This is a genomic window from Rheinheimera sp. KL1, from assembly GCF_001275035.1.
GTDB lineage: Bacteria > Pseudomonadota > Gammaproteobacteria > Enterobacterales > Alteromonadaceae > Pararheinheimera > Pararheinheimera tangshanensis.
Map to the genome: position 1 here is coordinate 1 of NZ_LAMX01000043.1, position 14152 is coordinate 14152.

A 14152-nucleotide genomic window follows, 5' to 3' on the forward strand; every position below is an offset into this window, starting at 1 on the left:
TGCACAACCCCTAAAATGACAATTTGATGATATCCGTGATCGTTCGCTCAGAAATGAAGCAAAACGGGCGAAAAAGAGGCTTTTTCTCCCCTAAACAGGGATACGTAAGCTGTTATCCACCTTATCAGGCCCGCCAATCATTTCGTCATACGCAGACTGATGCTGTAACCAAGCCATTTTTACAGTGGCTTCTGATAAGGATTGCTTGATTTGGTCCACACTTAAGAAACGCTGAGGTCTGTTCTCTGCATCAACCAGAAAAGCGACTTTATCATCGTAGTTAACCTGAGCGAGATAGATCCCCATTTCAATAGAGTGGATCACCAGTTCATCGATGACTACGTCTTGTCTGTTTAAATGTTCAAGTCTGTGCATAGGATGTGGCTCCCTTGAGTTGTTTGATTACTCTACGAAGCACTTTTAATTTTGGATGTGTTCGACTGAAAATACGACTGGCAAACAAAAGTAGCCAGTCGTATAAGGAAGCTGAAGATCAGAAGTCGTATTTAGCACTAAACTGCACACGATTCAGGTCACCTTCATCGCCCGATAAAATTTCCCGGGTGGCATGACGAAGTTCAACACCAAACATCAGCTTACTGGCTGCCTGATAAATCAGATTCACTGCATAGCTGCTGGTGTTATCTGTAACGGCTAACCCCGTTAACTGTGCGTCGTTGTCTATGTGCTGAGCTGAATAAATCAGACTTGAGCGCCATTTGTCAGCCCAGGCATGCTTGTATGCAAGAGCATAACCTGTCACTTTGATTGCATCCAACTTGCCTGCAGCGTCCAATACAGCATCATTACTGGTATTTAAACCGATATAACGACCAAGCCCTTCGCCACTATTAACAGTAAAACGAATATCGTCTGTTGCTGAGACGTTATACTTGCCGGAAAGCGATACCGCATAGCCGTTTGTATTGTCATCCATACCGCCTGATTCAATAGCAAGCTGACGAGCCATCACGGCAACAGCCAGAGAACCCCAACTATCTGCGTGATTATATTTCACAACGACGTCAGGAACCGAGTTGTCATCAGTAACAATACGGGCACCACCTGTGTTTGGAGTGACTGTCGTTTCTGGATTTTCCAAAGCAACTTGCCAACCACCAGAGGTATAACGAACCTGAGCTTGACGGGCAAATATAGCGCCGTCGGTATTACCGATAAAATCTAAGCTGTCAGGTAAAGACGCCAGATCCATGAAGGTGGACCAGGTTTGACCCATCAACCAATTGTCGTAGGTTAAAAAGGCATGCCGAAGCTCTGGCGCATACCCGTTACTAATACGCTCATCGCCTATAGGGTAAGTCGACATCATATCAAACTCGAGGGTACCGTTAATTTTTTTACCGTTATCCAGAGTTGTTGCAGTCTTTAAGAAGAAACGCGATTGACGGGCATGCGCGTCAAATGTCGCCGACTCACCTTCGCCACCAACTGGTATTACACCCGGTACGTAAAAATCTCGACCAACTCCTGTTGCCATTTGTCCATCGGATGTGTCTGTCCACATCGTATCTAATTTAATATAACCGCCGTAGGTCAGCTCGGTATCACCAAAGGTGACAGCAGCAAAAGCTTGGCTACTAAGTGCGCCGAAAGATAATGCCACTAAGCTGGCAAGAGGTTTTTTCGTCAGCATTGTTTTCTCCTGGTCCAAGTTAAAATGTTGTTATTGTCTGTACCACAGCTCAACTTTGGTTCGCTTTTGGCAAAGGGACAATTAGCCTTTAGTCGCAGATTGTTTTTTATTCAGCCCGTTCAAAGACGGCGACAAATGAATTAGCTAGACTAAGGTCTAATGTTGCGGACACCTTAAAAAAGGTAGAACGAAGATAGCCATAACAGGTGGTTGTCACGAGTTGACCAAGCCACTGAGCCTACATGACAGGGGAATATTAATAATGAGTCACGCCCAACTTTACCCGGTACCAGAGCATACTAAAGCAAGAACTTTAGTAACCAACGAGCAGTATCTGGCCATGTATGAAGAGTCAGTAAAACAACCAGAAAAATTTTGGGCAGAACATGGCAAACGCATCAGCTGGTTTACACCTTTTACTAAAGTGAAAGATACCAGCTTCGACCTAGGTGATGTGCATGTGAATTGGTTTAGTGATGGCAGCTTAAATGCCAGCTATAACTGCCTGGATCGTCATTTACCAGCTAAAGCTAATCAGGTTGCCTATTATTGGGAAGGAGATGAACCTGGGGTGCAAAAGGCTGTCACTTATCAGGAGCTCTACGACGAAGTCTGCCAGTTAGCGAATGCCATGCGTGCGCTAGGAGTCGGTAAAGGCGATCGTGTCACTATTTATTTACCCATGATCCCCGCAGCCGTAGTGTCCTTGTTAGCCTGTGCACGGATTGGTGCTATCCACTCGGTCGTTTTCGCAGGTTTCTCACCTGACGCCCTCGGCAGTCGTATTCAGGATTGTGATTCAAAATTAGTGATTACTTCCGACCAGGCTGCCCGCGGTAGCCGCCTTACTTACCTGAAAGACAATACCGATCAAGCCTTAGCCCACCTGGGTGACGCCAACCCTGCTAAGCATGTCATAGTGGTGAAACATGTTGGCGAAAATATTGATTTTCATCAGGGTCGCGACCTGTGGTACCACGAACTATTAGCAAAGGAGCCAAAACATTGTGAACCAGAGGTGATGAACGCGGAAGATCCGCTGTTTATTCTTTATACCTCAGGTTCCACTGGCAAACCTAAAGGTGTGTTACATACCACTGGCGGCTACATGGTGTGGGCGTCCATGACACATCAATATGTATTTGATTACAAAGACGGAGACATTTACTGGTGTGCCGCGGACATCGGCTGGGTCACAGGTCATACCTATATAGTGTATGGTCCATTGGCGAACGGCGCTACCAGCATCTTATTTGAAGGTGTTCCCACTTATCCAAGCGTAAAACGTATTGCTCAGGTGGTTGATAAATACAAAGTCAACATTTTATACACAGCTCCAACTGCAATTCGTGCCTTGATGGCCCATGGCACTGCTGCGGTTGACGGCGCAGATTTATCCTCACTGACTTTATTAGGTAGTGTCGGTGAGCCTATTAATCCGGAGGCATGGAGCTGGTACCACGCCTCTTATGGTAAAAACAATTGTCCTATAGTAGATACATGGTGGCAAACTGAAACAGGTGGAATTCTGATCACGCCTTTACCTGGTGCTACAGACTTAAAACCAGGTTCAGCGACCAGGCCATTTTTTGGTGTCAAACCCGCTATAGTGACCAACGAAGGCGAATTAGTCGAAGGTGTGGCTGAAGGTAATCTGGTTATACTCGACAGCTGGCCTGGCCAAATGCGATCAGTCTATGGTGATCACGAACGTTTTGAGCAAACCTATTTCAGCACTTATAAAGGTATGTATTTTACAGGGGATGGCGCTAAACGTGATGAAGACGGTTATTACTGGCTAACAGGCCGGGTAGATGACGTCCTGAACATTTCAGGCCACCGTTTAGGCACTGCAGAAATCGAAAGTTGTTTGGTCGCTCATGACGCCATTGCCGAAGCTGCAGTCGTAGGTTATCCGCATGACATTAAAGGTCAGGGCATTTATGTCTTTGTAGCGCCACGGGTAGGCGTGGAGCCAAGTGATGAATTGACCAAAGCAGTGCGTGATTGGGTGCGTCGTGAAATATCCCCTATTGCTGCGCCTGATATCATACAGTGGACACCTAGTTTACCAAAAACCCGTTCAGGCAAAATTATGCGCCGTATTCTGCGGAAAATTGCGGCCAACGAATACGATCAGTTAGGAGATATCTCGACTTTAGCGGACCCATCTGTAGTGGAGCACTTGATCCAGAACAGATTAAACCGCTAATCTGTTGACAATAAGTTGCTAATATTCAATTAATAGCAACAACACTTTAGCTGAACCCAGTCTCTGTTTTATAACGGAGGCTGGGTTAGGAGTTTATATGGCAAAGTTAATTGTCGCAGATGACCATCCTTTATTTCGAAATGCGCTGATCCATGCGATCAGCAATACCTTCGTGACCAAGGCAACGATAGAAACAGATAGTTTTGAAGCAACCTGTGAAGCTTTACTCGAGCATCCGGATACAGATTTATTGTTGCTGGATTTGCATATGCCGGGTAATTGCGGATTTTTAGGGCTGATCCAGTTGCGCAAGCAGTACCCTACTCTGCCTATAGTTGTCATTTCAGCCAGTGAGGATCTTGATGTAATTAAACGCGTGATGGCGTTTGGCGCCTCAGCCTTTATTCCAAAATCATCTCATCCGGCAGAAATTGGCAAAGCGTTAAGCGCAGTCATTGACGGAGAGCTCTGGGTGCCACCTGCGATACGCAGCCAGGTGATCAACCAACAAGAGCATCAACCCGATTTAGATTTGGCGAGCAAAGTCGCAGAACTAACACCACAACAGTATAAAGTCTTGTTTTATCTAACCGAGGGCTGGCTGAATAAACAAATTGCTTATGATTTACATATCTCCGAAGCTACTGTTAAAGCGCATATCACAGCAATTTTCAGAAAACTTGGAGTCACCAACAGAACGCAGGTGGTGATCCAGGCCCAGCGTCTGCAGCTGGAAGCTCCAGCTGACAAAACTCTGGTTGCACACTAAAACCGCAGACTGGTCTCAGCCTGATGATTCAGGCTTTTGAGGCCGCTGAAACTCATCGATAAAAATCTGCCAGAATACCAGAAAAAGTGCTGCAACCATTGGACCCAATACAAAACCATTAATACCCATCAATGTAATGCCACCTAGCGTAGAGAAAAGCACCAGATAATCCGGTAACTTGGTGTCGCGACCGACTAACAAGGGTCGTAATATATTATCAGCCAGACCAATCACTAAAGCGCCATAAGCCACCAGAATAGTTGCAATCACCCAGTCTCCTGTTGCGTACCAGTATAAGGAAACAGGTAACCACACCAAAGCAGCTCCAACCGCCGGCAATAAAGACAAAAAGGCCATCACCACGCCCCATAAAATTGGAGCAGGTAACCCTAACAACCAAAAAATAAGCCCGCCTAAAGCGCCCTGTACTATTGCAACAACTAAATTACCTTTGACGGTAGCCCGGGTCACCTCGGCAAATTTGGAAAACAGCAAACGTTCACGTTGATCACCTAATGGTAAAGCCCTGACCATCAGCTCGACTAAATGATGTCCCTCACGTAATAAGAAAAATGTCAGATATAACATCAAACATAAACTCAGAATAAAGCCAAAGGTATTCTGACCGATAGACAAAGCCTCTTTTGCCAACAAACGGCTGGCTTCTACCGCGCCCGAGGACAATTTTTCGCGTACTCCATCCGTTTGGATACCAAAACGAGCTAAAAACTCAGTTACAACCGGAAAAGCCTGTCGAATGGACTCAATAAAGCCATCAGGATTTATTTCACCCTTTTCAATTTTGTCGTAAAAAGCGACGCCTTCCTGAATAAAAGCTGCACCAATGGCCAGTACAGGCAAAATTACAATCAGCACGCAAAGCAATAACGTGATCAACGCTGCACGGTTTGGTTTATCACCAATCAAACGCAAAATCTTCTGTTGTACCGGATAAAAAATAACAGTGATGGCGCAAGCCCAAAAAATGCAGCCCCAAAAAGGCTCCAGCACCAAACCAAACGCCAGGCTCACGACCACCAGCATGATTAAAAAAAAACGCTCTTCCAACTTGGCCAGCATGACTCCCTCCTAGCAACTGTTTTATCTTTCAGGCATTTAAACACAGCACGCTGAAAGCAACCAGACCCCGTTTTACGGTCGCTGGTTTTTTAAGTGGTTAATACCAGCACGCAGCGCTGCAGGTTTAATAGGTTTAGCTAAGAACAATAACCCCTCGGCTTTTGCACGCTGAGCCAGATCAGGCTCCGGAGCAGCGGAGACTAAGATACCAGGGACTTTCCCCCAATACGGCTGCAACTGTTGATACAGTTCGAGGCCGTTGATCCCTTGCCCCAATTGATAATCCATAATCAGTAGATCCGGTTTGTCCAGCGAAGGAGCCTCCTGCAACAGTTGTTCAGCATACACATAGCTTTTTACTTCACCCAACTGCCATTGCTGCAGCAATAAACTCAAAGCAGCCAGATTGGAACTGTCATCATCAACACAAAGGACCCGCCACTGCGGTAAAGATGTACTCTGAATCTCTTTCAGCGTATTTTCCTCAATCAAATCCTGCTCAGAGACCAGAGGCAAATACAGATTAAAAACGGTTCCCTTACCCACCACTGAACGAACATCCAACTGATGCCCTAACAAACGCGTCATTCTTTGCACGACAGCCAGCCCCAATCCAACCCCCTGCTGGCCTCTGGCGGTGCTATCAACCCGATAAAATCGTCAAAAATACGTTTTAACTCATGTTCTGCCACGCCAGGCCCGGTATCCCATATCTGCAACAACACCTGCTGCCCTCTTTTGCGACAAGACAGCAATACCTGGCCGGAAGGGGTGTATTTAATCGCGTTACTTAAAATATTTTGCAAAATACGGCGCAAATACGTGCCATCGGTTTGTACCTGCCATTCGCTAAAATGCGTACGAAACCTGAGCTGTTTTTGCTCTGCCAACCAGCTGAACTCATCCGTTAATGGCTTTAAAATGCTTTGCAATGAAACCACTTGGGTTTTAGGTTGCAAACGACCGTCATCCAGACGGGCGATATCAAGCAAAGTGGCAATCAGCTCTTCTGTCGCTTTTAAGGAGTTATCTAACTGGTGGATAATTTTTTGTGGATGACCTTCAATACTCTGATCCTGCAATGCCGCGGTGAAAAGTCGTGCAGCATTGAGCGGCTGCAAAATATCATGGCTGGCCAAAGCGAGAAAGCGTGTCTTGGAGATATTGGCCGCTTCTGCTTCTGCTTTAGCCTGCAGTAGTTGTAACTCAGTAGCACTTCGCCTTGCGACTTCCTCCATTAACTCCTGATTTATTTCACTGATCCTGTGGGTGCGTTCCTGTACCCGCTGCTCTAAGTGTTGTTTGGCTTCAGCCAGTTGCTGCACAGCACGCACATGTTCAGTGATATCTGTAAAACTGGTGACAAAACCACCACCAGGGATAGGGTTCCCCCGCATCTCTATCACTTTGCCATCAGGCCTTACCCGCTGAAATACGTGCGAGGTGCCGTTTTGCATATGTGCAATACGTTTGCTCACATGCTCTTCTGGAGAGCCTTCGCCAAAAAGCCCACGCTCAGCATTAAACCGCACAATATCAGCTACAGGGCGACCAATTCGGATCATACCATCCGGGTAATCAAACATTTTCAGGTAGGCTTTGTTCCATGCCACCAGCTTTAAATCCCGGTCTACTACGCTGACCCCCTGACTTAAATGCTCTAAGGTCGAGAACAGAATTTTGCGAGAAAATTGAATAGCCTGAGTGGTATCGTCGAATAAAGTCACGACATCTTCGAGCTCAAGTTGCCTACCTTCAGTAGCTGCACTGACCACAGCCAACGCAGAAGCCGCACCTATCACCCCGGCGAGTTCACGCTCAACAAAGGCAACAAGTTCTGGTCCGGCGATACTGTCCTGCAGATCAAGATCCGGGAAGCGGCGTTGAAACTCTGCCATAGCTTCGTTACAGCGCTGTGCACCAATAAAACGCTCCAGCAACATAGTGATATCTGTACGGCGAACCCGGACCCGCCGTACCGGAGCTTCTTTGTGCTCCAAAGGTAAAGTCGGTTTGACAAAAGCAGCCGCCTGCAGACGATCTTTTAGATTCACTTTGACCAGCAGAGAAAACAGCAGATAACAACACAGATTCAACCCCAAAGACCAAATCACGCCGTGACTTAAGGTATCCAGTTGTACCCCAAATAACGCAGTAGGTTTGAGCGCTTCAATACCAAACAGGCCTTGTTGTAATAGCGTTTGCTCAAGCACACCAACAGCGGATAGCTGTGGCACCATAAGACAGAAAAACCACAGGGTAAAACCTACCGCAAGGCCAGCATAAACACCAAAAGCATTTCCATGGCGCCAATACAGGCCCCCCACAACAGCTGGAGCAAGTTGAATAGCCAAAGCAAAAGCTAACAGACCCGTCTCGGCAAGTTCATAATTACGGGCAAATAAGGCGTAGTAACCATAAGAGAGCAGCATCACAGTGATAATCATGGTACGGCGTACCAGCAGAATAAGACCGCTGTAATCTTTGATGCGTTGCCCATGGCCGGGACGACGCAAAATAGTAGGCATCACCACGTCATTACTGATCATGGTACTCAACGCCAGAGTCGAGATAATAATCATCGAAGTGGCCGCAGAAAAACCACCGATAAACACCAGTACACTCAGGGTGTGCCAGCCAGACTTTTCCGGGATCAGTAAAACAAAACTGTCCGCCAGATGCTCCTGTCCGGGAAATAAATGCATGCCAGCTAAAGCGATAGGGATCACAACCAAAGTGACTAAAAATAAATAACTGCTGTACCAGCGTTTGGCATGACGCAGGTGCCGGTGATCAACATTTTCAACAAAAGCGACATGAAACTGCCGCGGTAGCAGAAAAATGGCAGTCATCGCCAGCAAGGTTTTAACCGCAAAAGACAGCCAGCTTGTATGCTCTGTGTTGTACCGCAGATGACTGGCATGCTCAACAAACTGACTGACACCGATTTTTTCCGGCAAGAGCAACCAGTATGCCATCAACGCTAGGCAAAGCAGCGCGAATAACTTCACCACAGATTCAAAGGCAATAGCCACCATCACGCCACGGTTTTGCTCAGTCAGTTGCACTTTGCGGGTACCAAATAAAATGGCAAAGACGGTCATCGCCATCGCGCTGAACCAAGCGGTATCCTGCCACCAAGGTAAAGATTGATCGGATAAATCATGGCCCAGCAGCACCTGATAGGAACTTGCAACAGCCTTTAATTGCAAGGCGATATAAGGGATCACGACCACTAAACACAATAAAGCTGTGACTAAGGCAATATTTTTGCGTTTACCATAACGTGCGCTGATAAAGTCGGTGATGGAGGCGACGTTTTGTTTTTTTGCGACATACAACAGCTTAAATAAAAAAGATTGAGCAAATAAAAAGACCAAAATAGGGCCGAGGTAAATCGGGATATAGTCCCAGCCCTGAGTTACCGCAGTTCCTACTGCTCCATAGTAGGTCCAGGAGGTGCAATAAACAGCCAAAGCCAGGCTATACAACAACCCTCCATACTTTCGTAGTAATTGATCACCAGCATGGCGTTCGCCCCAGTTGGCAATAAAAAACAGCAACCCCACATACAATAAGGCTAATAAAGCGACTATCCAGGCTGACAAAACGCACTCCCCTTTGATTTCTGACCTTACTTTTGGCGCAAAGCATCAGAAAGTCAATGATCTGTTTTTTCGGCTTCGACTAAAGTCGGGCTATCACTTCCTGTACCTGCTGCTAGATTAAGCATGCAAGTCAACAGAATTTCTATAACAACCACAAAAAACAACAAGAGGAAGACAACAATGGCATTTCAAACAAATGAATTAGCCAAAGCCTATTGGCGGGAGAATATCTCGCTGATGCTCAAACTGCTGGCAGTCTGGTTTGCAGTATCCTTTGCAGCAGGGATCTTATTTGTAGACCAACTGAATATGGTGCAGTTTTTTGGCTTTAAGCTCGGATTCTGGTTCGCGCAGCAAGGCTCGATCTACACCTTCGTTTTGCTGATCTTTATTTACGTGGTCAAGATGAATGCGCTTGATCGTAAATACGATGTCCACGAAGATTAAGGGGTAGATGATGGATTTACAGACGTTAACCTACATTATTGTCGGTGCAACCTTTGCGTTGTATATCGGCATTGCTATTTGGGCCCGGGCGGGTTCAACACAAGAATTCTACGTGGCAGGCGGCGGTGTGTCGCCTTTAGCCAATGGCATGGCAACAGCCGCTGACTGGATGTCTGCCGCGTCATTTATATCTATGGCCGGTTTAATCTCTTTTATGGGCTATGACGGTTCAGTTTATTTGATGGGCTGGACAGGTGGCTATGTGCTTCTGGCTTTATGTTTGGCTCCCTACCTGCGTAAGTTTGGTAAATTTACCGTACCAGACTTTATCGGTGACCGTTATTACTCCCAAACAGCACGCACAGTCGCTGTTATTTGCGCCATTTTGATCTCCTTCACTTATGTGGCAGGCCAGATGCGTGGTGTAGGTGTGGTGTTTTCGCGCTTCCTCGAAGTCGATATCACTACAGGCGTGATCATCGGTATGGCCGTGGTATTTTTCTACGCTGTATTAGGCGGCATGAAAGGTATTACCTACACCCAGGTTGCTCAGTACTGTGTGCTGATTTTTGCCTACATGGTTCCTGCTATTTTCATCTCTATCATGATCACAGGTCATGTATTACCTCAAACAGGTTTAGGTGCCACCCTGATGGATGGCTCGGGTATGCACTTACTGGATCGATTAGACGGGCTTTCGGCAGAACTTGGCTTTGCTGCTTATACAGAAGGGACCAAATCCACAGCTGACATTTTTGCTATTACGGCCGCACTGATGGTTGGTACTGCTGGTTTACCTCACGTTATTGTACGTTTCTTCACTGTTCCACGGGTAAAAGATGCTCGTATCTCCGCAGGTTGGGCATTGATTTTTATCATGATTTTGTACACAACAGCTCCAGCTATCGGTGCTTTTGCCCGTTACAACATGATTGATACCATTAATGGTCCCGATGCTCAGGGTACATTAGTGACAGAAGCTCCAACCTGGATTAAAAACTGGGAAAAAACCGGTCTGATTAAACACGAAGATAAAAATGGTGATGGTCGTATGTTCTACTCAGGTGATGAGCGCAACGAAATGACCATCGACCGTGACATCATGGTGTTGGCAAACCCGGAAATTGCTCAGTTACCAGATTGGGTCATAGCGTTGGTGGCCGCAGGTGGTATTGCTGCAGCCTTGTCTACAGCAGCAGGTTTGTTACTGGTGATCTCGACATCAATTTCGCACGATTTACTCAAACGAAATCTGATGCCAAAAATTACGGACAAGCAGGAGTTGCTAGCGGCAAGACTAGCCGCAGCTGTGGCCATTATAGTGGCCGGTTACTTAGGTATTAACCCACCAGGCTTTGTCGCGGAGGTAGTGGCTTTTGCCTTCGGCCTGGCGGCGGCGAGTTTCTTCCCAGCCATTATTCTTGGTATTTTCTACAAGAAAATGAATAAGGAAGGTGCTATCGCCGGTATGTTGGCAGGTATCATTTTCACTGTGGGTTATATCCTGTACTTCAAGGGTATTTTCATCACTCCTTTGGCTGAAAACAAACCTGAAAACTGGGTGTTTGGTATTTCTCCAGAGGGTATTGGTACAGTCGGTATGGTGGTGAATTTTGTCGTCGCCTTTGCGGTCAGCAAAGTGACTAAAGAAGTACCACAAGAAGTACAAGATATTGTAGAACAAATCCGCTATCCAAAAGGTGCAGGTGAAGCTCAGGCTCACTAAAGTAGCGTAGAAAAAGCAGACTTGACAAGGCGTGGAGACACGCCTTGTTTTTTGATAAAGCAGGAAGGTTGTATGCAGATCCAGGAAGTAGTTACTTTTTTGCAGCAAACACCGCCTTTTGACGACTTAGCGCCACATGTACTGGAAAGCTTATGTCGCGAACTGACTGTTGTGTATTTCGCAAGTGGTGAAGAGCAACAACCAGAACCTCAGCTGATGCTGATACGCTCAGGTTTATTTGCCCTGCACACAGAGCAACAACGTTTAACCCATCTACAAACCGGGGATTATTATGGTTATCAGTTACTCCTGACCGGACTTGCCGATCCTGACACTATCCGCTGCGAAGAAGATGGATTAGTGTATTTTTTTCCTCAGGAAAGTTTTGATAAATTAAGACACCAGTATAAAAATTTTGATCTATTTTTCCAGCGTTTATTTAGCCGTCGTTTGCATTTATATCAAAGCAGTCAACAACAAAACACTTCGACGCTAAAAGTCGCCGACTTCGTGACCAGACGCACTGTCTCTATTGACTGTCAGGACACAGTACAACAAGCCGCCTTGCTGATGACAGCTCAGAGGGTGTCGTGCGTCCTGATTAAACAAGATGAAAAATTGATAGGCATTTTGACCGACCGGGATTTACGCAGTCGTGTTTTGGCAAAAAACTTATCTGCCTCTACATGCGTATCACAGGTGATGACTAAAACGCCACACAGCATTGATATCGACTGTTTTGCCTTTGAAGCTATTCAACAGATGAGCCAGCATAATATTCACCACTTACCCGTTACCGAACAAGACAAGCCTATCGGAGTGCTCACAACAACAGACTTGATCCGTAGCCAGCAAGAACACCCTGTTTTTCTAATCAGCCATATTCACCGTCAACATCAAGCTGCAGGTCTGCAGGCCATCACACCGCAAATACAGCAACTAGCACTGCAACTGGCTGAACAGCATATCCCTTCTTATGAGGTTAGTAGCATACTGACCAGTATTATGGACGCCTTAGTGCAAAGTTGGTTGAATATTGCAGAGCAACAGTTGGGCCCTGCCCCTTGTGTATATAGTTGGTTGGTGTTTGGTTCCCAAGCCAGGCGAGATATGCTACCCAGTGCCGATCAGGATAATGCTTTATTGTTGGAGAAAGAGCCCAGCGGTGCTATCGCAGAGTATTTTTCCGCGCTTGCCGATATCGTTTGTCATGGTCTGGCCTCGTCAGGGCAGGCTCTTTGTGATGGTCAGATCATGGCCGCCAATCCGGAATTGAGACTAAGCCTCAAAGGCTGGTCGAATCGTTTTGCCAAATGGCTCAATACGCCAGATCCACAAGCTTTACTCAACAGCAGTATCTTTTTCGATATGCGCCTGGTTCATGGCAGCAAAGGCTTATTTAACGTCTTGCATGAAGACGTATTGGCTCGTTGCAAAAATAATGAACTGTTTTTATACCATCTGGCTAAAAATGCCACAGAGCGTCAACCTCCACTGGGTTTCTTTAAACACTTTCTGCTTGAACAGGATGGTCGGCAACGTAAAGGACTGGATCTGAAAAAACGTGGTATTAGCCTCGTCACCGACTTAGTTCGGGTGTATGCCCTGTCTGCTGGGATCCAGGCAGTCAATACCAGAGAGCGACTGGCGCTGTTGCAACAACAAGCAGTCTTGACTCAGCGCCAGCAGCAAAATTTATTAGGAGCATTAGATGTGCTGGCTAATTTACGCTGGCAATTGCAAGCACAGGATATGCAGCGTGGCAGGCATTTATCTAACCTGTTGGATCCGAGCCAACTGAGTTTATTGCAACGTCATCAACTTAAAGATGCTTTTGCGGTGTTAAGTGACGAGCAGCAAATACTCAGACAACGTTTTTGTCGGGAACTATAAATGTGGAACTGGATAAAAAAACCAGTGGCAGTGCATCAACTGGTGGTGGATTTTGAGAAAGACTACAACCTGGATAAACAATGTCTGGCAAGTAAAGCCAATTACTTGGTGCTGGATTTTGAGACTACAGGGCTAGATTCGAAAAAACATCATATTGTTAGCGCAGGCTGGGTAAAAATTACCGGCGGAAAAATTCATTTAAACTCAGCACAATACCAGTTGGTGCGAAGTCCGGCGTCAGTGGGACAAAGTGCAGTGATCCATGGTTTGCACAATAGTGAAGTGCAACAAGGTATAGAGCTGGAAGACTTACTTCGCTTGCTGTTGCAGGAATTGACAGGAGCAGTATTGGTATCGCATCACAGCGCACTGGAACTTAACTTTCTCAAACAAAGCTGTCAGAACTGTTTTGGCCGTTCTCCTGCATTTAAAGCTGTCGATACCCTAAAGCTGGAGCTTTATAAAATGCGGCTCAAAGGTGGTCCTGTCGCACAAAACTCATTAAGTCTGTCTGCTTGTCTGGCTCGCTACTGCTTACCTGAAGTGACAGAGCACCATGCCCTCTCCGATGCCTTTGGTTGTGCTCAACTTTTATTAGCACAATTAAAAAGCCGGGGAGCATCTTGTACTTTGGCTGAACTGTTTCAACAAAGCCGTTAAGCCAAACAACAAAGGCAAATAAAACATAACAAAAAGCCAGGCGTTCGCCTAATGCCGATCAGATAAGCATTTTTCAGATCGGTTGACCGATCCAGTGGTTGAT

The 14152-nt window shown here is 46.2% G+C and carries 10 protein-coding genes and 1 pseudogene; 6 read left to right on the forward strand and 5 right to left on the reverse strand.

Annotated elements, in window-relative coordinates; genetic code table 11:
- Positions 1 to 90: 90 nt before the first annotated feature.
- Together WH43_RS19135 and WH43_RS19140 are read right to left on the reverse strand one after the other, a co-directional pair.
- Entirely contained in the window at positions 91 to 375 is a 285-nt protein-coding gene (locus WH43_RS19135) for a DUF6482 family protein (RefSeq protein WP_053426146.1), read from the reverse strand.
- Between the two features lie 118 nt (positions 376 to 493).
- Positions 494 to 1654 (reverse strand): DcaP family trimeric outer membrane transporter, encoded by a 1161-nt coding sequence (locus tag WH43_RS19140; protein WP_053426147.1) that lies wholly within the window; start codon positions 1652 to 1654, stop codon positions 494 to 496.
- Between the two features lie 262 nt (positions 1655 to 1916).
- Here WH43_RS19140 and acs point away from each other — a divergent pair, with 262 nt between their 5' ends.
- Together acs and WH43_RS19150 are read left to right on the forward strand one after the other, a co-directional pair.
- The gene (gene acs / locus WH43_RS19145) at positions 1917 to 3866 is read left to right on the forward strand and encodes an acetate--CoA ligase (protein WP_053426148.1); all 1950 of its coding nucleotides are present in this window, start codon (positions 1917 to 1919) and stop codon (positions 3864 to 3866) included.
- 97 nt (positions 3867 to 3963) lie between these two features.
- The gene (locus WH43_RS19150) at positions 3964 to 4635 is read left to right on the forward strand and encodes a response regulator transcription factor (protein ID WP_053426149.1); all 672 of its coding nucleotides are present in this window, start codon (positions 3964 to 3966) and stop codon (positions 4633 to 4635) included.
- Between the two features lie 15 nt (positions 4636 to 4650).
- Here WH43_RS19150 and WH43_RS19155 read toward each other — a convergent pair whose 3' ends face one another.
- From WH43_RS19155 to WH43_RS19160, 3 genes and pseudogenes are all read right to left on the reverse strand, one after another.
- On the reverse strand, positions 4651 to 5715 hold the full coding sequence (locus WH43_RS19155; RefSeq protein ID WP_053426150.1) for an AI-2E family transporter: 1065 nt from the start codon (positions 5713 to 5715) through the stop codon (positions 4651 to 4653).
- Positions 5716 to 5787: 72 nt separating this feature from the next.
- Positions 5788 to 6303 (reverse strand): ATP-binding response regulator, encoded by a 516-nt coding sequence (locus tag WH43_RS21000; RefSeq protein ID WP_353504811.1) that lies wholly within the window; start codon positions 6301 to 6303, stop codon positions 5788 to 5790.
- Positions 6283 to 8825, reverse strand: a pseudogene (locus WH43_RS19160) (PAS-domain containing protein); the annotation flags it as partial. The pseudogene WH43_RS19160 and the gene WH43_RS21000, both read right to left, overlap by 21 nt.
- A gap of 678 nt (positions 8826 to 9503) precedes the next feature.
- Here WH43_RS19160 and WH43_RS19165 point away from each other — a divergent pair.
- From WH43_RS19165 to WH43_RS19180, 4 genes are all read left to right on the forward strand, one after another.
- Entirely contained in the window at positions 9504 to 9770 is a 267-nt protein-coding gene (locus tag WH43_RS19165) for a DUF4212 domain-containing protein (RefSeq protein ID WP_053426151.1), read from the forward strand.
- A 10-nt stretch (positions 9771 to 9780) separates the two neighbouring features.
- Positions 9781 to 11496: a sodium:solute symporter family protein gene (locus WH43_RS19170; RefSeq protein WP_053426152.1), complete on the forward strand. Its 1716-nt coding sequence runs from the start codon at positions 9781 to 9783 to the stop codon at positions 11494 to 11496.
- 72 nt (positions 11497 to 11568) lie between these two features.
- Complete coding sequence (locus tag WH43_RS19175; protein ID WP_053426153.1) at positions 11569 to 13389, forward strand: putative nucleotidyltransferase substrate binding domain-containing protein; 1821 nt, start codon at positions 11569 to 11571, stop codon at positions 13387 to 13389.
- On the forward strand, positions 13390 to 14049 hold the full coding sequence (locus WH43_RS19180; protein WP_053426154.1) for a 3'-5' exonuclease: 660 nt from the start codon (positions 13390 to 13392) through the stop codon (positions 14047 to 14049).
- Positions 14050 to 14152 lie beyond the last annotated feature (103 nt).

Bases quoted from the DNA above. Each gene is read 5' to 3' on its own strand.
- WH43_RS19165 (WP_053426151.1), top strand. From the start codon at position 9,504: ATGGCATTTCAAACAAATGAATTAGCCAAAGCCTATTGGCGGGAGAAT.
- WH43_RS19150 (WP_053426149.1), top strand. From the start codon at position 3,964: ATGGCAAAGTTAATTGTCGCAGATGACCATCCTTTATTTCGAAATGCG.
- WH43_RS19170 (WP_053426152.1), top strand. From the start codon at position 9,781: ATGGATTTACAGACGTTAACCTACATTATTGTCGGTGCAACCTTTGCG.
- acs (WP_053426148.1), top strand. From the start codon at position 1,917: ATGAGTCACGCCCAACTTTACCCGGTACCAGAGCATACTAAAGCAAGA.
- WH43_RS19155 (WP_053426150.1), bottom strand. From the start codon at position 5,715: ATGCTGGCCAAGTTGGAAGAGCGTTTTTTTTTAATCATGCTGGTGGTC.
- WH43_RS19175 (WP_053426153.1), top strand. From the start codon at position 11,569: ATGCAGATCCAGGAAGTAGTTACTTTTTTGCAGCAAACACCGCCTTTT.
- WH43_RS19180 (WP_053426154.1), top strand. From the start codon at position 13,390: ATGTGGAACTGGATAAAAAAACCAGTGGCAGTGCATCAACTGGTGGTG.
- WH43_RS19135 (WP_053426146.1), bottom strand. From the start codon at position 375: ATGCACAGACTTGAACATTTAAACAGACAAGACGTAGTCATCGATGAA.
- WH43_RS19140 (WP_053426147.1), bottom strand. From the start codon at position 1,654: ATGCTGACGAAAAAACCTCTTGCCAGCTTAGTGGCATTATCTTTCGGC.
- WH43_RS21000 (WP_353504811.1), bottom strand. From the start codon at position 6,303: ATGACGCGTTTGTTAGGGCATCAGTTGGATGTTCGTTCAGTGGTGGGT.